The organism is Paenibacillus macerans (genome assembly GCF_900454495.1).
Classification (GTDB): Bacteria; Bacillota; Bacilli; order Paenibacillales; family Paenibacillaceae; genus Fontibacillus; species Fontibacillus macerans.
The window spans coordinates 3,538,974-3,554,439 of the sequence record NZ_UGSI01000001.1; the positions used below are offsets into that span (position 1 = coordinate 3,538,974).

General features: G+C 56.0%; 11 protein-coding genes. 1 reads left to right on the top strand and 10 read right to left on the bottom strand.

What is annotated here, in order from left to right; translation table 11 throughout:
- Positions 1 to 281: 281 nt before the first annotated feature.
- The 8 genes from DYE26_RS15995 to DYE26_RS16030 all read right to left on the bottom strand — a co-directional run bounded on the left by DYE26_RS15995 (position 282) and on the right by DYE26_RS16030 (position 10,362).
- Positions 282 to 1,196, bottom strand: a complete 915-nt coding sequence (locus DYE26_RS15995; RefSeq protein ID WP_051985666.1) for a transposase — start codon at positions 1,194 to 1,196, stop codon at positions 282 to 284.
- Positions 1,197 to 1,783: 587 nt separating this feature from the next.
- Complete coding sequence (locus DYE26_RS16000) at positions 1,784 to 2,626, bottom strand: carbohydrate ABC transporter permease (protein ID WP_036625421.1); 843 nt, start codon at positions 2,624 to 2,626, stop codon at positions 1,784 to 1,786.
- A gap of 17 nt (positions 2,627 to 2,643) precedes the next feature.
- Positions 2,644 to 3,528 carry a carbohydrate ABC transporter permease gene (locus tag DYE26_RS16005; RefSeq protein WP_036625423.1) on the bottom strand — a complete coding sequence of 295 codons (885 nt, stop codon included), beginning with the start codon at positions 3,526 to 3,528 and terminating at the stop codon, positions 2,644 to 2,646.
- Between the two features lie 61 nt (positions 3,529 to 3,589).
- Positions 3,590 to 4,930, bottom strand: coding sequence for an ABC transporter substrate-binding protein (locus DYE26_RS16010; protein ID WP_082207906.1), 1,341 nt, complete (start codon positions 4,928 to 4,930; stop codon positions 3,590 to 3,592).
- A gap of 207 nt (positions 4,931 to 5,137) precedes the next feature.
- Entirely contained in the window at positions 5,138 to 6,943 is a 1,806-nt protein-coding gene (locus tag DYE26_RS16015) for a sensor histidine kinase (RefSeq protein ID WP_036625425.1), read from the bottom strand.
- A 2-nt stretch (positions 6,944 to 6,945) separates the two neighbouring features.
- Complete coding sequence (locus DYE26_RS16020) at positions 6,946 to 7,740, bottom strand: response regulator transcription factor (protein ID WP_227872731.1); 795 nt, start codon at positions 7,738 to 7,740, stop codon at positions 6,946 to 6,948.
- A gap of 28 nt (positions 7,741 to 7,768) precedes the next feature.
- On the bottom strand, positions 7,769 to 9,304 hold the full coding sequence (locus DYE26_RS16025) for a glycoside hydrolase family 43 protein (RefSeq protein ID WP_082208096.1): 1,536 nt from the start codon (positions 9,302 to 9,304) through the stop codon (positions 7,769 to 7,771).
- 56 nt (positions 9,305 to 9,360) lie between these two features.
- Positions 9,361 to 10,362: an AraC family transcriptional regulator gene (locus DYE26_RS16030; RefSeq protein WP_036625429.1), complete on the bottom strand. Its 1,002-nt coding sequence runs from the start codon at positions 10,360 to 10,362 to the stop codon at positions 9,361 to 9,363.
- Between the two features lie 144 nt (positions 10,363 to 10,506).
- Between DYE26_RS16030 and DYE26_RS16035 the strand changes: the two genes are divergently transcribed.
- Positions 10,507 to 12,642, top strand: coding sequence for a glycoside hydrolase family 52 protein (locus tag DYE26_RS16035; RefSeq protein WP_036625430.1), 2,136 nt, complete (start codon positions 10,507 to 10,509; stop codon positions 12,640 to 12,642).
- A gap of 477 nt (positions 12,643 to 13,119) precedes the next feature.
- On the opposite strand, the gene DYE26_RS16040 is transcribed toward DYE26_RS16035, so the two are convergent.
- Both DYE26_RS16040 and DYE26_RS16045 read right to left on the bottom strand, forming a co-directional pair.
- Complete coding sequence (locus DYE26_RS16040) at positions 13,120 to 14,601, bottom strand: DUF4179 domain-containing protein (protein ID WP_036625432.1); 1,482 nt, start codon at positions 14,599 to 14,601, stop codon at positions 13,120 to 13,122.
- Complete coding sequence (locus DYE26_RS16045; RefSeq protein WP_155619973.1) at positions 14,588 to 15,133, bottom strand: sigma-70 family RNA polymerase sigma factor; 546 nt, start codon at positions 15,131 to 15,133, stop codon at positions 14,588 to 14,590. The genes DYE26_RS16040 and DYE26_RS16045 overlap by 14 nt, the downstream gene beginning before the upstream one ends.
- Positions 15,134 to 15,466: the final 333 nt, after the last annotated feature.

Here is a 15,466-nt window from a genome sequence, read left to right on the forward strand (position 1 = left end):
GAGAAACAGACAAGCTCGGGAGAAGAAAATTTGGTGGAGAAGCAGATAGGTTCGAGATAATTTAGACGGGCATAGGCCATAGGAGAAGAAATCAGGTTTCGAGGAGGTGAAACAGACCGGACAAGAGAAGATCAAGGACAAGACGCGAGGGAAACGAAATGACCGTGATTATGCTGTATCCTGAACCCTTCCATCTGCAGCAACGCTCGCACTGTTCATGCTAACCCCTACCCATTAAGTTGTTCTGCATCAAACTCCCCCCATCGTTTCCAGCGTCCCGATCAGGCCGCAGCCGCAAGGGGCTGATTCGGTTGGCGCGCGATTAGCCGGCGGTAAGGGATCGCCCGAATCGCCACACACATTTGCAGTAACTGCTGCCGCATCGTTTCTTCCGCTCCGGGCCGTCCTCCTTGCAGGCGCAACCGGCGGCGTCCGGTGTATTCGTTTAGGTACGCCTGCAGATGCTTCAGCCCCAAGGCTCCATACGTACTCTTCAGCGATTCCCACGCCTCTCTCACCACTTTCCGCAAGGGCGCATACAGCCGAAAGGCCTGAGGGAACAACTGCACCTCCGATGTACAGACATCCACATGCCCATTGATAAACGTGTTTAGATCGTGACGGTTTGCCCTTTTTTCGCCTCCCCGCTTATGCGGCACCAGGCGGATTTTGACCCGCTCCGGCTCGCCCGAATCCTTGACCGTGCAGCCGGCTACGACCGCCGAGGCGTACGGATGCGAAACCTGACACCGGGACGGATTACGCCCATACTGATCGCTGTTCACCTTCACGTCTCCGGAGAGCAGCTCCCGGGCATCGAACTCCCCCACGGCATGACGTATTTTGTGCAGCATCGACCAGGCGGTTTTGTAGGCGACCCGGATCACCTTGCTCAGCCGCAGCGCCGAGATGCCGCCCTCCAGCAGGAATAAATCCAGGGCCTCGAACCACTTGAGCAAGGGCAGATGCGTTCCTTCAAAAATCGTGCCGACCAAAGGCGATGTTTGATGCTTGCACTTTCCGCACTCGAACAAAGGGATATGCCGGGAGGTCAGATAGCTGCACCGGGTGTGAGCGCAACGCGGGCAGACGAAGCCGTTTGGCCACTTCATCGCGATCAGCGCCTCCATGCAGTCCTGCTCGCTGTTAAAACGGCTGCTGAATGGCTGAAGTTCCGTTCCCGTATTGACTTCCATATCCGCTCGTCCCCCCGAATCAAGAATATACGAACATAGGTTCCATTTATTTCATTATAGCAAACGCACGTTCCCTTATCAAGCCGAAAATCTCACCTGAACCGCCTCATTTTTTCCTCATCTTTTTTGTTTTTTTCTTCCCTCTTTTTTTGCCCCCTTTGCTCTAGCCCCCCTGCTCCCTGAACGAAAGGAATAATCGTGCAAAGGCAGGCAGCAGGCAACAGGCAGGAACACCAAGACACGAACCCTTTAGACAGTCCCTTTAGCCCCTTCACCTGGCGTCGATTTGTGACACAGCTCGAAACGACTACGGTGCAAAAGTGTCCGCCTTTGATTCAGCGTCAATTCCGGCAATGGATTGCTGCTTTGCCCAGCTACAATCAAGGCTTGTCTGCCGATTTTTTTACTGCGAAAGTTGAGTCGTAAATTCAGCAATAAACGGACAAAAAACGCCCGAAGGCGTTCGTGAAATGCAGAAAAAGTGCAAGCGATGTTCGCCAAAATGCGGTGGCATATCGACTGCCCCAATCGGCGGCAGTTTTAGCGGTATAACTTTTTCCCCACGTCCGCAAACAGCGCACTTCCGGCTACCCCTTGATCGCGCCTTCCGCCATTCCGGACATAATCCGCTTGCTGAAAATGGCGCAGACGGTAATCGTCGGGATCGTCGCCATCAGAATCGCCGCAAACATCGGGGCATAATCGGTCGTATACTGGTCCTTGAAGTTGGACAGGCCGACCGGCAGCGTCATTTTCAACGGGTCCGATATAAAAACGAGCGCCACGAGCAGCTCATTCCAGATGCTGACGAAGCTGAAGATGACGATCGTCATCAGCGCCGATTTGGCCACCGGCAAAATGATCCGCCAAAACATCCCGTAAACGGAGCATCCGTCGATCACGGCGGCTTCCATCAGCTCGTTCGGAATCGCTCCAAGGAAGCCGCATAAAATCAAAATCGCGGCGGGCAGCGCAAACGCGGCGTAAATAATGATCAGGCCGGCTTGCGAATTGATCATCCCGATTTTGGAGAAATAGACGAATAGCGGAATCAGGGTGGCGTGAATCGGCACCATCATCCCGATCAAAAAATACCCTAACGTAAGTTTCGAGGCTTTCCAGCGCAATTTGGCCAGCGCATACGCCGCCATGGAGCTAACCACGACCACGATCAGCAAAGTAACGGCCGTAATGACCACGGAGTTGAACAAATATTTTCCCGTTCCCCCGGTCGTCCAGGCGTCCGAGTAGTTGCTCCAGATGAACTGCTCCGGAAAGCCCCACGGATTTTCATAGATTTGCGGCGTATGTTTTAAAGAATTCAAAACCAGCCACAGCAGGGGATAAAGGTAAAACAAACTTCCTATGCCAAGAAAAATGTAGATCAGCACCATTTTCAGAGGGTGCCGGCCGATGTCGTTTAGCATCATGGGAACGCCATCCCCTTTCAGTTTTCCTGATCCGTCATGCGGAACAGCTTGTTGATGATGACGGTAACCACCAGGCACATGACCAGCAAAACGACGGCCATCGCATCGCCGTAACCGTACTCCGACTGGTCGAACGACCGGTAATAAAGATAGGAAGCAAGCACCTGCGTGCGGTTGGCCGGACCGCCGCCCGTCATCACAAAAATCAAATCGAAAAACTTCAGCGACCCGATCGAAATCAAAATCGTGTTCACCTTCGTAATCGGCTTGACCAGCGGCAGCGTGATGTGTTTGACTACCTTCCAGCCCGTAGCCCCGTCGATCCGCGCCGCCTCGAAAATGTCGGCGGAAATGTTCTGAATCGCCGCGATAAACAAAATCATCGTATACCCGACGAACTGCCAGGACGTAACGATCGCGATCGCCCACATCGCCGTTTTCGGCTCCGACAGCCACGGCCGGGCCCACGCTTCCAGACCCGCCGCCTGCAGCAGCGCATTGATAATCCCCATGGACGGATCGTAAATAAAGGTCCACATCATCCCGACCGCAACGCTGGAAATGACCGCCGGGGTGAAAAAGACGTTTTTAAACCATTCCTTGCCCCGCAGCCTGCCGCTCAAAAAAACGGCCAAAACGAACCCCAAACCGAGCTGCAGCACCAAGCTGACCGCGAGCAGCAGCAGCATGTTGCGGACGCCGACGCCAAACACGTTGTCTTGCGTAAACATCCGCGTATAGTTATCCAGGCCGATAAATTTCATCGGACTGATAACGTCCCATCTGAAAAAGCTGAAGTACACCGAGGAAACGATCGGAACAAAAACGACGGCGGTATAAATCAGCAGAGCCGGGAGAATGAAGAGCAGAATGGACATTCTGTTTCGCAGCACTTTTTCCATCATTGACCACCCTATCCGAAAGGGAGCGGATTCCCTAAAAGTAAACCCGCTCCGCTTATCATTACTTGTTTTCGGCGCGATAACGCTCGGTGTATGCCTGCAATTCCTTAAACGCCTCTTCCGGCGACTGCCCCGCCAAAATCGCCTGAATCGTATTGTTGTATTCATCCCCGATTTGGGCGCCGAGACCCTGATCATAGAAAATAAACATGCCTTTCATCGTCGACATTTGATCGCTTAATTTCCGGGACAGCTCCGGCACTTTCTCCGGATCAAGCTGCACGTTGGTGGCCGGGATATCCCCGCCTTCCTCGACGATCCGCTTCTGGTATTTGTCCTCCGACCAGGTTTTCAGGAAGCGGATGGCCGCGTCCGGATCTTTCGCTTTCGCGTTGATCACCAGGTTAAACGACGGCTGGCCCAGCCACGTGTCCAGGTCGCCTTTTCCTCCTTCAAACGTCGGGAATTTGGCGATATCCACGGCACTTTTCACTTTGGAATCGTCCGCCGTAAGCTGGTTGATCGCCCAACTGCCGGTGACCATCATCCCCGCCCCGCCATTTTTGAACAGATTGACCATGCCGTTGTTGTCGATGCCGAGGAAGCCTTCGGGAAAAGCACCGAGCTTGGCCAGTTCCTGCATGATACGCCCGGTTTTGATGTAGGACAGGTCTTCCCAGGTGCCGCCGCCGTTCATGATCTTGTTAAACGGTTCGTCTCCGCCGATCCGGTTGGCGACCAATTCGCTGAACAACGCGCTCGTCCACGCTTCCTTGGCACCGAAAGCAAACGGCGTGACTTTGTTGTCCGTCAGCACCTGAATCACCTGTTTCAGCTCCTTGTAAGTGGCGGGCGCCTTCAGACCGTATTTGTCGAAAATATCTTTGTTGTAAAACAGCACCGCCGCCGAAAATGACGTGGGTATGCCGTAAGTTTTGCCGTCGAACGAGAGCAGATTAAACGCGCCGGATGTAAAGCGCTCTTTCCATTCCGGGTCGGCCGCGAAAGCATCGTCCAGCGGCAACAGCCGTCCTGCATCCACGTACGTTTTCATTTTGCCGGCCGCATGCAGCGAAAACACATCCGGCCCGTTGTTGGCGGCAAGTCCGGCATTGATTTTCGGATAATACGGATCGCCGGGAACATGCTGAATTTCAATTTGCGCGGCGGAATCGGGCAGCGCATTAAATTCCTTGGCCAAATCCTCGCCGATTCGGGTCATGGCCGTATCGCTCGTCTGCCAGTCGTACATCACCATCCGGGTTTTGCCCTCGCCTTCCGCGGACGGGCCGCCGCTCGTATTGTCCGCAGCTTTGCCGTTTCCGCCGCCGCAGGCGGTTAAGCTGACGACTAGCGTCAGAAACGCCGCAAGGCTTGCGGTTTTCATTCTTTTTCTACTCATCCCATCGAACCCTCCCTTTGTCTCGCGCTGTTACTCTTTCATCATAAAGTTCGGGGGAAAAAACCAAAACGAGGCGGCGCCGACTTCGATGTGGAAAATTCCGACCCGTTGCCGGATTACGGACCGTCTATTTCGGGCCGGCTGCCCAATTCCGCCCGCTGCCTGATGCCGAACCGGCCCCTTATCCTGCCCCGCCGCCGACTTCTTTCAAGGAGCCGGGCTGGATTCCTGCTCATTCCGGCCTGTCATGCCCGGTATGCCGGGCAGCGTGATCGTAATTTCCGTTCCTTCGCCGCAGCTGCTGTCGACCCGCAGCCCGTATTCTTTTCCATAGTGCAGTTGAATCCGCTGATGAACATTCAGCAACCCGATGCCCGCCGTATCCGCCGGACCGCCGTCCAGTACGGACCTGATTTCCTCCAGCTTGGCGGGCTCCATCCCCCCGCCGTTGTCGCTCACCGTCAGCAGCAGCCGGCCCTGTTCAAAGTACCCTCTTATCTCGATGAACCCTTTGTCCATCGCCAGCTCCAGCCCGTGAACGATCGCATTTTCGACCAGCGGCTGCAAGATAAACCGCGGGACCGACAGGGACAACGCATTCGGATCGATATCGGTGTCGACTTCGAATTTGTCGCCGAAACGGTGCTTTTGGATATACACGTATTTCTCGACATTGCCGATTTCGCTTACCAAAGGAATAAAATCCTTCCCTTTGATCCCCTCCCGCATCAAATCGCCCAGCGCCTTGGACAGCTTGCCGACCTCGGGGGCTCCTTGAATGCGGGCCAGCCAGTTGATCGTCTCCAGCGTGTTGAACAGGAAATGCGGGTTGATCTGGAACATCAGATACTTTAGCTGAGACTGCTGCTTGAGCAGCTCCTCCTGATACACCTTGTTGACCAGATGATTGATCCGGTCGACCATCCGGTTGAAGTTGCGGCTGAGCAGTCCGATTTCGTTGCGCGAGTTGTACACGAAGCGGGCGTCCAAACGAGCTCCTTCCACGTTTTTCATGACGGCGGAAAGCTGGCGGATCGGTTTGGAAATGCTGTTGGAAACGATATAGGACAAAATTACGGCCACCGTGATAAAAATAGCGAAAAGAACAAGCATCCAGTTTTTGAGGAGGATCGATAAGTTTTCGTATTCGGTCGCGGGAATGACGCTGACGATCCGCCACCCCGTTTCCCCGATCATCCGGTAATTGACGACAGCGTTTTGGTTGTTCAGGGCCGTCTTGAAGCTCCCCTGTTTGCCGCCGCTCAGTACCTGGCCGATATAGGCTGCGGAAGGCCGCGTATTGATCAGCTCCTTGTCGCCATGGGAAATGATGACCCCGCCCTGATTGATGATGTAAAGTTCCCCTTGTTTGCCGAGCTGGATCGAGCCGTAGATGGAATAAAGCGCCTTTTCGCGGAGATGCAGCACAAAATACCCCGATTTCTTCAGGTTGTCCATGTCATAAACGGAACTGCCCGCCGTGACGGCGGGCACCAAAGGTTCGGGGTCCATCCAAATCAGATTGCCTTCGTTTTTTTGCAGGCTCCGCCACTCTTCCCGGCTTAATTCGGTCAACGGCGGATCCGAGGATTGGAACAGGTAGGGCTTTAAAGAATACAGTTGAATTGACTGCACCTCGTCCCGGTCGATGATCACGCTGTCCAAAAAATGGTTGATCCGCTTGGCCGCGGCCACGTATTCCACCTGGCTGTCGAAGCCTTTGTTCGCTTCCCGCAAGGCGTTCCGCACATCCACGTTCGTAAAAACGGTGTGATACAGCCGGTCGATGTCCACCAGATGGAGTTCGATATTTTTGCTGACCTCGCTGAGCAAGTCGAGCGTATAATCGTTCGTTTTTTCCTGAATCAGCGATCTTGACTTCTGATAAGTCAACGTGCCGATCAGGGCGATCGGCACCAAGATGAGCAGCAAAAACGACGCCAGCAGCTTGCTGCGGATTTTAAAATCATGGACCCGCTGAATCAGCCTGCGCCCGAGTTTACCGAAGACCATGTTCATTTCTCCCCGCCGGCCAGCTGTTTGCTGCGGAATTCCTGCGGCGTAAGTCCATAGCGCTTTTTAAAGAGCTGCCCAAAATAACGGGCGTCCCGGATGCCGACCTTGGCAGCGGCCTCGTAAACTTTCACGTCCGGATCGGCCAAATATTCCATCGCCTTCTGCAGCCGGATCCGCGTCAGCGTATCGCTGAAGGTCTCCCCCGTCTCTTTTTTGAACAATCGGCTCAAATAATCGGGATGAAAATGGAGCGCCTCGGAAATTTTGGCGATCGTCACCTCCTCCATGAAATGGGCCTCCAAGTAATCCGTCATCCGTGCGACGACCGCATTATGGTTTTCCGCGGCCGGCAGCACCTTCCCCTGCAGGGTGAGCGAATATTCCTTCAATTGCTGGCGCATATCGCGCTCGGCGGCCGCCTGCTCGCGCTCCGCTTCGATTTGCAGCTTGGCCTTCCTGCAAGCCGCCATGATCTCATCCGGATCGGTCGGTTTCAGCACGAAGCCGACCGCCCCCAGTTCGATCGCCGACAAGGCGTAATCGAGCTGATGATAGGCCGTAATGAACACGACCTTGACCGGGCGGCTTTCCTGGTTCAGTGTCTTCATCAAGGACAATCCGTCCATACCCGGCATCCGGATATCCGTCAGCAGCAAATCGGGCGCCAGCGAACGCACCATATCGAGTGCTTCAGGGCCGGAGGAAGCAAGGCCGGTAAGCCTGAATCCTTCGGACTCCCACTCCAGCGATTGCAAGCCGAGGCGGGTAATATGCTCATCGTCGGCAATAACCATCGTGATCACTTCGGTCATCTCCTTTGCGCTAGTCCAGCGGGATGTAATCAAACCAGTCAAAGCGGGCCGGGGCTGCGGGAGCGGAGGTGCCGCTGACCGCGTACAGCCCGAAGAATACCCCGGTGAACCCGCCGGCCACCTCGGTCGCCAGCATGCTGCACTCCCCCCTGCCCAGAATCGTTCGTTCTTCCCCCCGTTCCGGATGGCGGTATGTAAAGACGTAATTTTCCGCATCGGCCCGAACGCCAAGAATCACCCGCTCCCCCGCCCATGGGACGCTGTGCTCCACTTTCCGCAAAGAGCCCAGCCGCCGGCGGAAAATAAGGATGCGTTCCCCGCCCGTCCGCGTCAGCGCGATTTCATAGTGGAAGCGGTGGTTCATCAGCACGGTCAACCCGGCCTCATCCCCTTCGTGAGCGGGCGGAAACTCCAGCAGCGTCTCGGCCCGGCAGGCAAAATGCTGCTGCCGTCTGCCCAGGAACGCCGGCGCATCCTCATCGTCCAAAGTCACCTGCGAACCGTGCAGGGTCAACCAGCCGGGACGTTCTTCGAGCGACCAGCTGCCCGGACGGGGATTCCGCAGGAAATTCCAGGCCAATTCCGGGGCCGCTGCCGTAAAATCGTCGCGGTGATTTGTTTGTTCGCTCCACGGATGCAGCGGCAGTGTATCCGCTTCCACTTTTTCCGCGATCATCCCGCCTTCCCCGATCTCCGGCCAGCCTTGCTCGTTCCATTTCACCGGGGCAAGGAACGTTTCCCGTCCCAAATGGTGCCGGTTCGGATAACCGACCGGACGAATCCCCAGACAAACGGCCCACCAGCTGCCGTCATGAGCCTGCACCAAATCGGCGTGCCCGGTGGCCTGAATCGGACTCGCCTTGCTGCGGTGCGACAGGATCGGATTGCCGGGGCAGCCGGTAAACGGACCGGACGGACTGTCGCCTCTGGCGATCGTCACCATGTGACCGTATTCGGTGCCGCCCTCGGCCAGTATCAGATAATAGGTCCCGCCGATTTTATACAGATGCGGAGCCTCCGGATGTTTGCCGCCGCTGCCGTCCCAGATGATTTGCGGCTCGGTTAATCTTTTTCCCGTCTTAAGGTCGATTACGCTTTGGTATATGCCGGTTTCGGCCTGGCCCGAAGCGGTCGAGAAATACACCGTCCCGTCCTCGTCAAAAAACAAATCCGGATCGATGCCCGGCTGATCGATCCATACCGGGTCGGACCATTCCCCCGCCGGATCGCCGCTATGCACCAACAAATGCCCGCCTCCGGTCACGTTCGTTGTCGTCACGTAAAACTTTCCCTGATGGTAACGGATCGTGGGAGCGTAGATGCCTCCCGAGCTTCTCGCTTTGTCGAGCCGCAGCTGGCTCGGGCGGTTCAGCACATAACCCAGCTGCCGCCAGTGAACGAGGTCGCGGCTGTGGAAGATCGGCACCCCCGGAAAATATTCAAAAGAACTCGTTACCAGATAATAATCTTCTCCCGCCCGGCAAACGCTGGGGTCGGGATAAAATCCCGGAATCACGGGATTGCGGTAAGGGGCCATACAATTCATTCCTTTCCATTCGATCAATTTTTGGGTTCCGTAAGCCGGCCGCGCGTCCGGCGCCCTCAAATATGATATCGCCCGCGGAATTTGCCGGGCGGTTCGCCGGTCCAGCGCTTGAACTGCCGGCTGAAATGGGCGATGTCCTTGTAGCCGAGCCGCCGCGAGACGTCTTCCACCGACAGCTCCGGCTCCATCAGCAGCAGCTTGGCTTTTTTCAGCTTCAGCGCCGACAGGTACTGCCGCGGAGACATGCCGTACACGCTGCGGAAGATGCGGTTGCAGGAGGAGGCGCTGTACCCGAGGCCGGCGGTCACGGCCGCCACGGTGTCCCGCGCTCCGTCCGCGTCCTCGACTGCGCCCGCGCGGCCGCCGCTGTCGCTGCCGCCTTCACCATCGCCGCTCACGTTTCCGCCGCCTGCGCCGTGTCCGCCACCGCCCGCCGTCTCAAGCCCGGCCGGACGGCTCCAGGCGTCCGGCGCCTCAACGCAGCGCGTAAGGCCCGCGGCGATCTCCGCGGCGATGCGGTGCACGCGGCTGCCGGAAGCGCCGGCGCCGCCGCTTTCCGCCAAGCTGTCGCTGAGGCCGGCGAACAGCTCGAACAGCGCCGCCAAGGTTCGCATCTTGTCGGCCAGCTTCACGCCCGCGCCGCCCGAGGTAAGCGCGATCAGCTTGTCCAGGCTGGGGCGGATTTGCCTCGCCAACGGGCTGGCCGCCGCGTACAGCACCTCTTCGCCCCGGCACAGCACCTCCCGCAAGGCGGGGTCGTCCACGTTGAAATGCAGGCAGTAGTACGTCATTCTTCCCGTCCCCGCCGCCCGGCTCTCGTGCACATCCTCGGGCCGCAGCAGCATCAAGTCTCCCGGCTGCTGCACGTAGCGCTGGCCGCCCACGATCATTTCCTGGCGCCCCTCCAGCAGCAAATTTACTTCAAACAGCGGATGGCTGTGCCGCGGGTAGGACCATTCGTTCGTTACCGTCCGCATATGCGCGGCAAACAAACGGAACGTCGAATCCATATCGGGCAGCATAAACTCGGCCACCTGATGCTCTCCGGACATATTCATACACCGACTCTCCTTTTACCGTCAATTTCTTTTTTCTGATTGATTTGGGTAAATTGATTGGCGGTTTGGACATAGGAGGCTCCAATACCCCTTGATATAATCAAACTAACATACCATTTACCGAAATAACAGGAGGTAATCAAGTTGGGTAAAAATATTTTTTTCAACGCGCATCACTCGCCGGTCGGCGCTTTCGCCAGCTTCACGCTCGGGTATCCCGGCAAAAGCGGCGGGTTTGATCTGGAGCTTGGCAGCCCGCCCAACCAGAATATATACATCGGATTGCAGGAAGACGGCCAGAACCGCTACCGGGCCTTGCCGTTTTTCGGGGAAGGCCAGGACGAACGCGACCGTTACACGACGGAGGATAGCGGAGATGAGGGTGAACTTCAGCATTCCGTGCAAAAAAATGACAGCGGTATCATCGCTGCGTTTGCGCGCGGGGAGATCACCCGCAAGTTTGGCGTGGCGACCGACGAGTGGCAGGCCGGCGATCTGACGTTCCGCCTGTACTCCCCGTTCGGGCCGGTGCCCGATCCGGCAGCCGCCGCGGAGGAGGAGCTCCGCTTCGCCCTTTGCCCAGCGGTGCTGGCGGAAATTACGGTCGACAACACCCGCGGCAAGTCGGCGCGCAAAGCGTTTTTCGGCTTCCAGAACACCGACCCGTACACTTCGGTCCGCCGCCTGGAAGACACGACCGAAGGGCGGATTTGCGGCGTCGGCCAAGGCCGGAACACGGCGATTGCCTCAAACGATCCGCGGGTGGCGAGCGCCGGATTTTTCACGATGGAAGCGATTCTGCAGCCGAAGGTGCCGGAAAACCTGCGGTTCGGGCTCGGTCCGGTGGGCGCGCTGTTGATGGATACCCCGGCCGGCGAAAAAGCCACTTACCGCTTTGCGCTTTGCTTCTACCGCGGCGGTTACGTTACTACCGGGATGGACACGTCCTACTATTACACACGGTTTTTCGGCAATATCGAGGAAGTGGCCGCTTACGCGCTGGAGCAGTTCGACCGCAAGCTCGCAGCCGCGCGCCAAGCCGAAGAACTGGTGAACGCTCCGCATCTGAACGAGGATCAGCGGTTTATGCTGGCGCACGCCATTCGCAGCTACTACGGGTCCAGCGAGCTGCTTGACCACGAGGGACGGCCGCTTTGGATCGTCAACGAAGGCGAATACCGGATGATGAACACGTTTGATCTGACGGTTGACCAGCTGTTTTTTGAGCTGAAAATGAACCCGTGGACGGTCAAAAACGAGCTCGACCTGTTCACCCGCCGCTACAGCTACGAGGATACGGTCCGCCTTCCGGGCGATGATACCGTGTATCCCGGGGGCATCAGCTTCACGCATGATATGGGCGTGGCCAATTCGTTCTCCCGGCCCGGCTACTCCGCTTATGAGCTGCATGCGATCGACGACTGCTTCTCGCACATGACGCATGAGCAGCTTGTCAACTGGGTGCTGTGCGCTTCCGTTTATGTGAGTCAGACGGGGGACAACGAGTGGCTGAGCCGCAACCTCGGCGTGCTTGAGCAATGTCTGGATAGCATGGTAAACCGCGACCAACCGGACCCGGCCAAGCGGACCGGCATCATGGGCCTGGACAGCTCGCGGACGATGGGCGGCGCGGAGATTACCACGTACGACAGCCTGGACGTGTCGCTCGGTCAGGCGCGCAACAACATTTATTTGGCCGGCAAAAGCTGGGCCGCCTACGTGGCGATGGAGAAGCTGCTGCGGGATAACGGCCGCGAAGAGCAGGCGGCGCTGGCCGGCCGGCAGGCCGAGCTGTGCGCGCGGACGATCGTGGCTCACATGCAGCCGGGCGGCTACATTCCCGCCGTGATTCAGGAGAACAACGACTCGAAAATCATTCCGGCGATCGAAGGCTTGATTTTCCCGCTGTATACGGGATGCGGGGAGGCGCTGGACAGAGGCGGCCGGTTCGGCGAGTACATCGCGGCGCTGGCGGAGCATTTGCGCGCGGTGCTGAAGCCCGGCGTCTGCCTGTTCGAAGACGGCGGCTGGAAGCTGTCCTCGACGAGCAACAATTCCTGGCTCAGCAAAATCTACCTGTGCCAGTTCATCGCCCGCCGCATTCTTGGCCTGCCGTGGGATGAGCAGGGCCGGGCCGCCGACGCGGCGCACGCCGCCTGGCTCACCTCCGAGCAGAACGCCTACTGGAGCTGGAGCGACCAGATGATGGCCGGCGTCATTTGCGGCAGCCGCTACTACCCGCGCGGCGTAACCGCCATTTTGTGGCTGGACGAGAAATAGAACAAATCTGCGGGGTGCCGCGCAGTGAGGTAAACCGCCGGCCGGAGGCCTCCCCTCCGGAGATCCTTTGCTTGGGATGTGGAGAAGGCGCACTGCCTGCGTTTTTGTAGGTGGCCAGGGGAATAGCGGTAAATAATGTCCCTATTTTCAGCAAAAAAGGTAAATTGACTAAAATAGAGGAGTTTTTTACCGCTAATTTGGGAATAAGTGGACAAAGAGGGGCTTTTCCCATGCTTGTTACCCAGATAAGGCCCAAAAGTTCCGCTATTTCATGCAGAAGCGGAACTTTTTAAAAATAACGCCATAAATTACCGCTATTCCGGCAACAGAGGCAATGGCTGGCCCCTATCCTCGCCTCCCCGCACCTAAAGCAAGGGTTTCTCAAAAAAACGGGGTTGTCCCTAAGGTCATGTATATGACCTTTTGGGCAGCCCCGTACTATATCGCGTTTTTTATGATGAAATCTGTACATGCAGCCTAACGAATGCGCTGTTCATCCACTTCATTTAATTCCAGAACGTTACCCCAATATCTTATAATATCGAAGCTGAAGGGGCCGGGATATTGCCGGTAGTTCGGAATGGAGAGAAATGTTCCTTCCCCGGCATCATATTGCTGAGTGAAGGGATGACGCTCGCCGTCGGCATCCGCAAACGTATCCTTCAGTTCGAAATACCCTCCTTTAACCTCTTTTTGGGGCCCGTATTGCAGACGCAAACGCAATTCCTCGTCCGTACTTTCCTCCGGAATCCGCTCCAGTGAGATCTGGGAATCGGGAGAGTGAACCAGCTTGCCTTCCTCGGGATCAACGGTAATCTGCACTTCGTGATCGGGCTGGAAGCTCGCATAATAAAATTTTAGCCATAATTCCCTATGCTCCGAGTAGAAGCTGCTGGTCAGGTAAATCGTTCCCCCTTCAGGCGTCAGCAGGGTTCGATCATACCTTAATGTTGTATCAAAATCCATGCGCTCCTTTGCCTGCTTTTTCAGTGAGGCAAGCTCCAGCACGGCTTCGATCTTTTCCAGCTTTTGGCCGGTGCTGCTCTTGAAATCGAAAACAAGGTCCGTCCTCAGGGGGCTCTGAATCAGTTTGGTAAAGGTGATCTGCTGTCCGCTCTGCGTTATCTCCACGTGGATCGGCCGCTCCTCAATATCCGCGGCGTGAGCGCCATTTTGAATCGTAACGGGTACGACCAGGTTTTCTGTTCTCTCTACACTAACATTGCTGCTTTGGCGTTCATTGCTGCCTTGCCGTTGAAACTGAGACCAGGTCGTTTTGATCTGGAAGCTTTCCGGAATTTGTCCGGCCGTTTCAAAATCAAATACCATAACCCCCTTGGTCAGCGGCTGATTTTTAGGCAACTGGGCGTAGGTGTCCCAAGTGAACGAACCATTCAGCGGCCGGCCCTGACGATCCAGCAACTGCGGAGGCTGGTTATAGCTCAGGCGTAATGGAAGATCCTCATTCTGGTTCTCTGTGGTATAAAACATAATGATTCGCCTGCTGTCCGCCACGATTCCATCAACCGTCATTTTATAACCTTTAGCGACGATAGATTGATTCAGCTCATGATACAGACCGTGATCGGCAGCTTGTTTGAGCATGTTGAGAAGTGAAGGATTATCCAATTGGCTGTTCGCATCGAAAATGTTCTCCACATAGGAGGGAATCCGCGCATTGATCGGTGCCTTTTCTGCCGCTGGGACCCGGTATATCCGGTTTAGCTTATAGCTGCCTACTGCGCCGGCTCCGATGACCAACAAGATAGACAGGACCGCAGCGGCAACGCGAAGCCGCTTCATCGTCCGCAATCGGGACAACGGACGCATCCGTTCACGAGCAGCCCGCTCTATGCCCTGCCGCAGCGCCTCGTCTAACTTCTCGTCCGTTACTCTTCCGGCAGCCTGACGTACTTCCTGCCAGCTTTTTTCCATTATCCAGTCCTCATGATTGGCCATGTTGAAGTTCACCTCCATGTTCGTCTCCGTAATTTATTTTGCCGCGCAATTGCTTGAGTCCCTGGTGCAGCCACGTCTTGATGGTCCCCTCCGCCTTCCCGAGTATTTGGGCGATCTCCGGAACGGTCATATCATTGTAGTACCTGAGTATAATTGCATTTCTGTACTTGGGCTTTAGGCGGCTTAGCGCCTTTTCCATGTCGAGCTTTGCAACACTTATCATCTCGGGGGTGTATGTAACGGAGCGCTCCAAAATGATCTTTTTCCGGCGTTTTTGCCGTCTTAGTTCTTCTATGCAGCAATGGATGACGATTCGGATCAACCAAGGCAGCATTGCGCCGGGATCTTTTAATGTGTGGCATTTCGACCACCCCCTATATGCTGCTTCCTGCAGCATATCCAGCGCGTCGGCCTCGTTGTGCATATAGCTGTATGCAACACCGTAGAGCTTTCGCTTGTGCCTGGACACGAAGTTGAAGAAGGCTTCTTCATCTCCCGTGCAAACAGCCACGGCCAGCTTTTCCTCTTTCATGATGCCCTCCCTGTTCATAAGCTTCTTTCTTCAGTTGAATGCTGCTGATCTGTCTTGAACTCTCACTTTATAGACGGAAAGTTAACCTCCAAGCGTTTTATTTTTTTATGGGCATGAAAAAAGATCGCCGCGTTATCCTGACCAAGAAAGCAGGGTAACCGGCGATCTTTCTTTTAAAACGGGATGTTTGTATTGAACCGATAACCAAGCTGACCGGATAACTTGGCCAGAAATTCGGCATCAGTTTTGGCTGCCTCTCTGTAGGAAAAAATAGACTTCTGTTCTTCATAGCGCCCTCAATCGGGCTCGAATCTCCGACAACAGCCGGTTCTT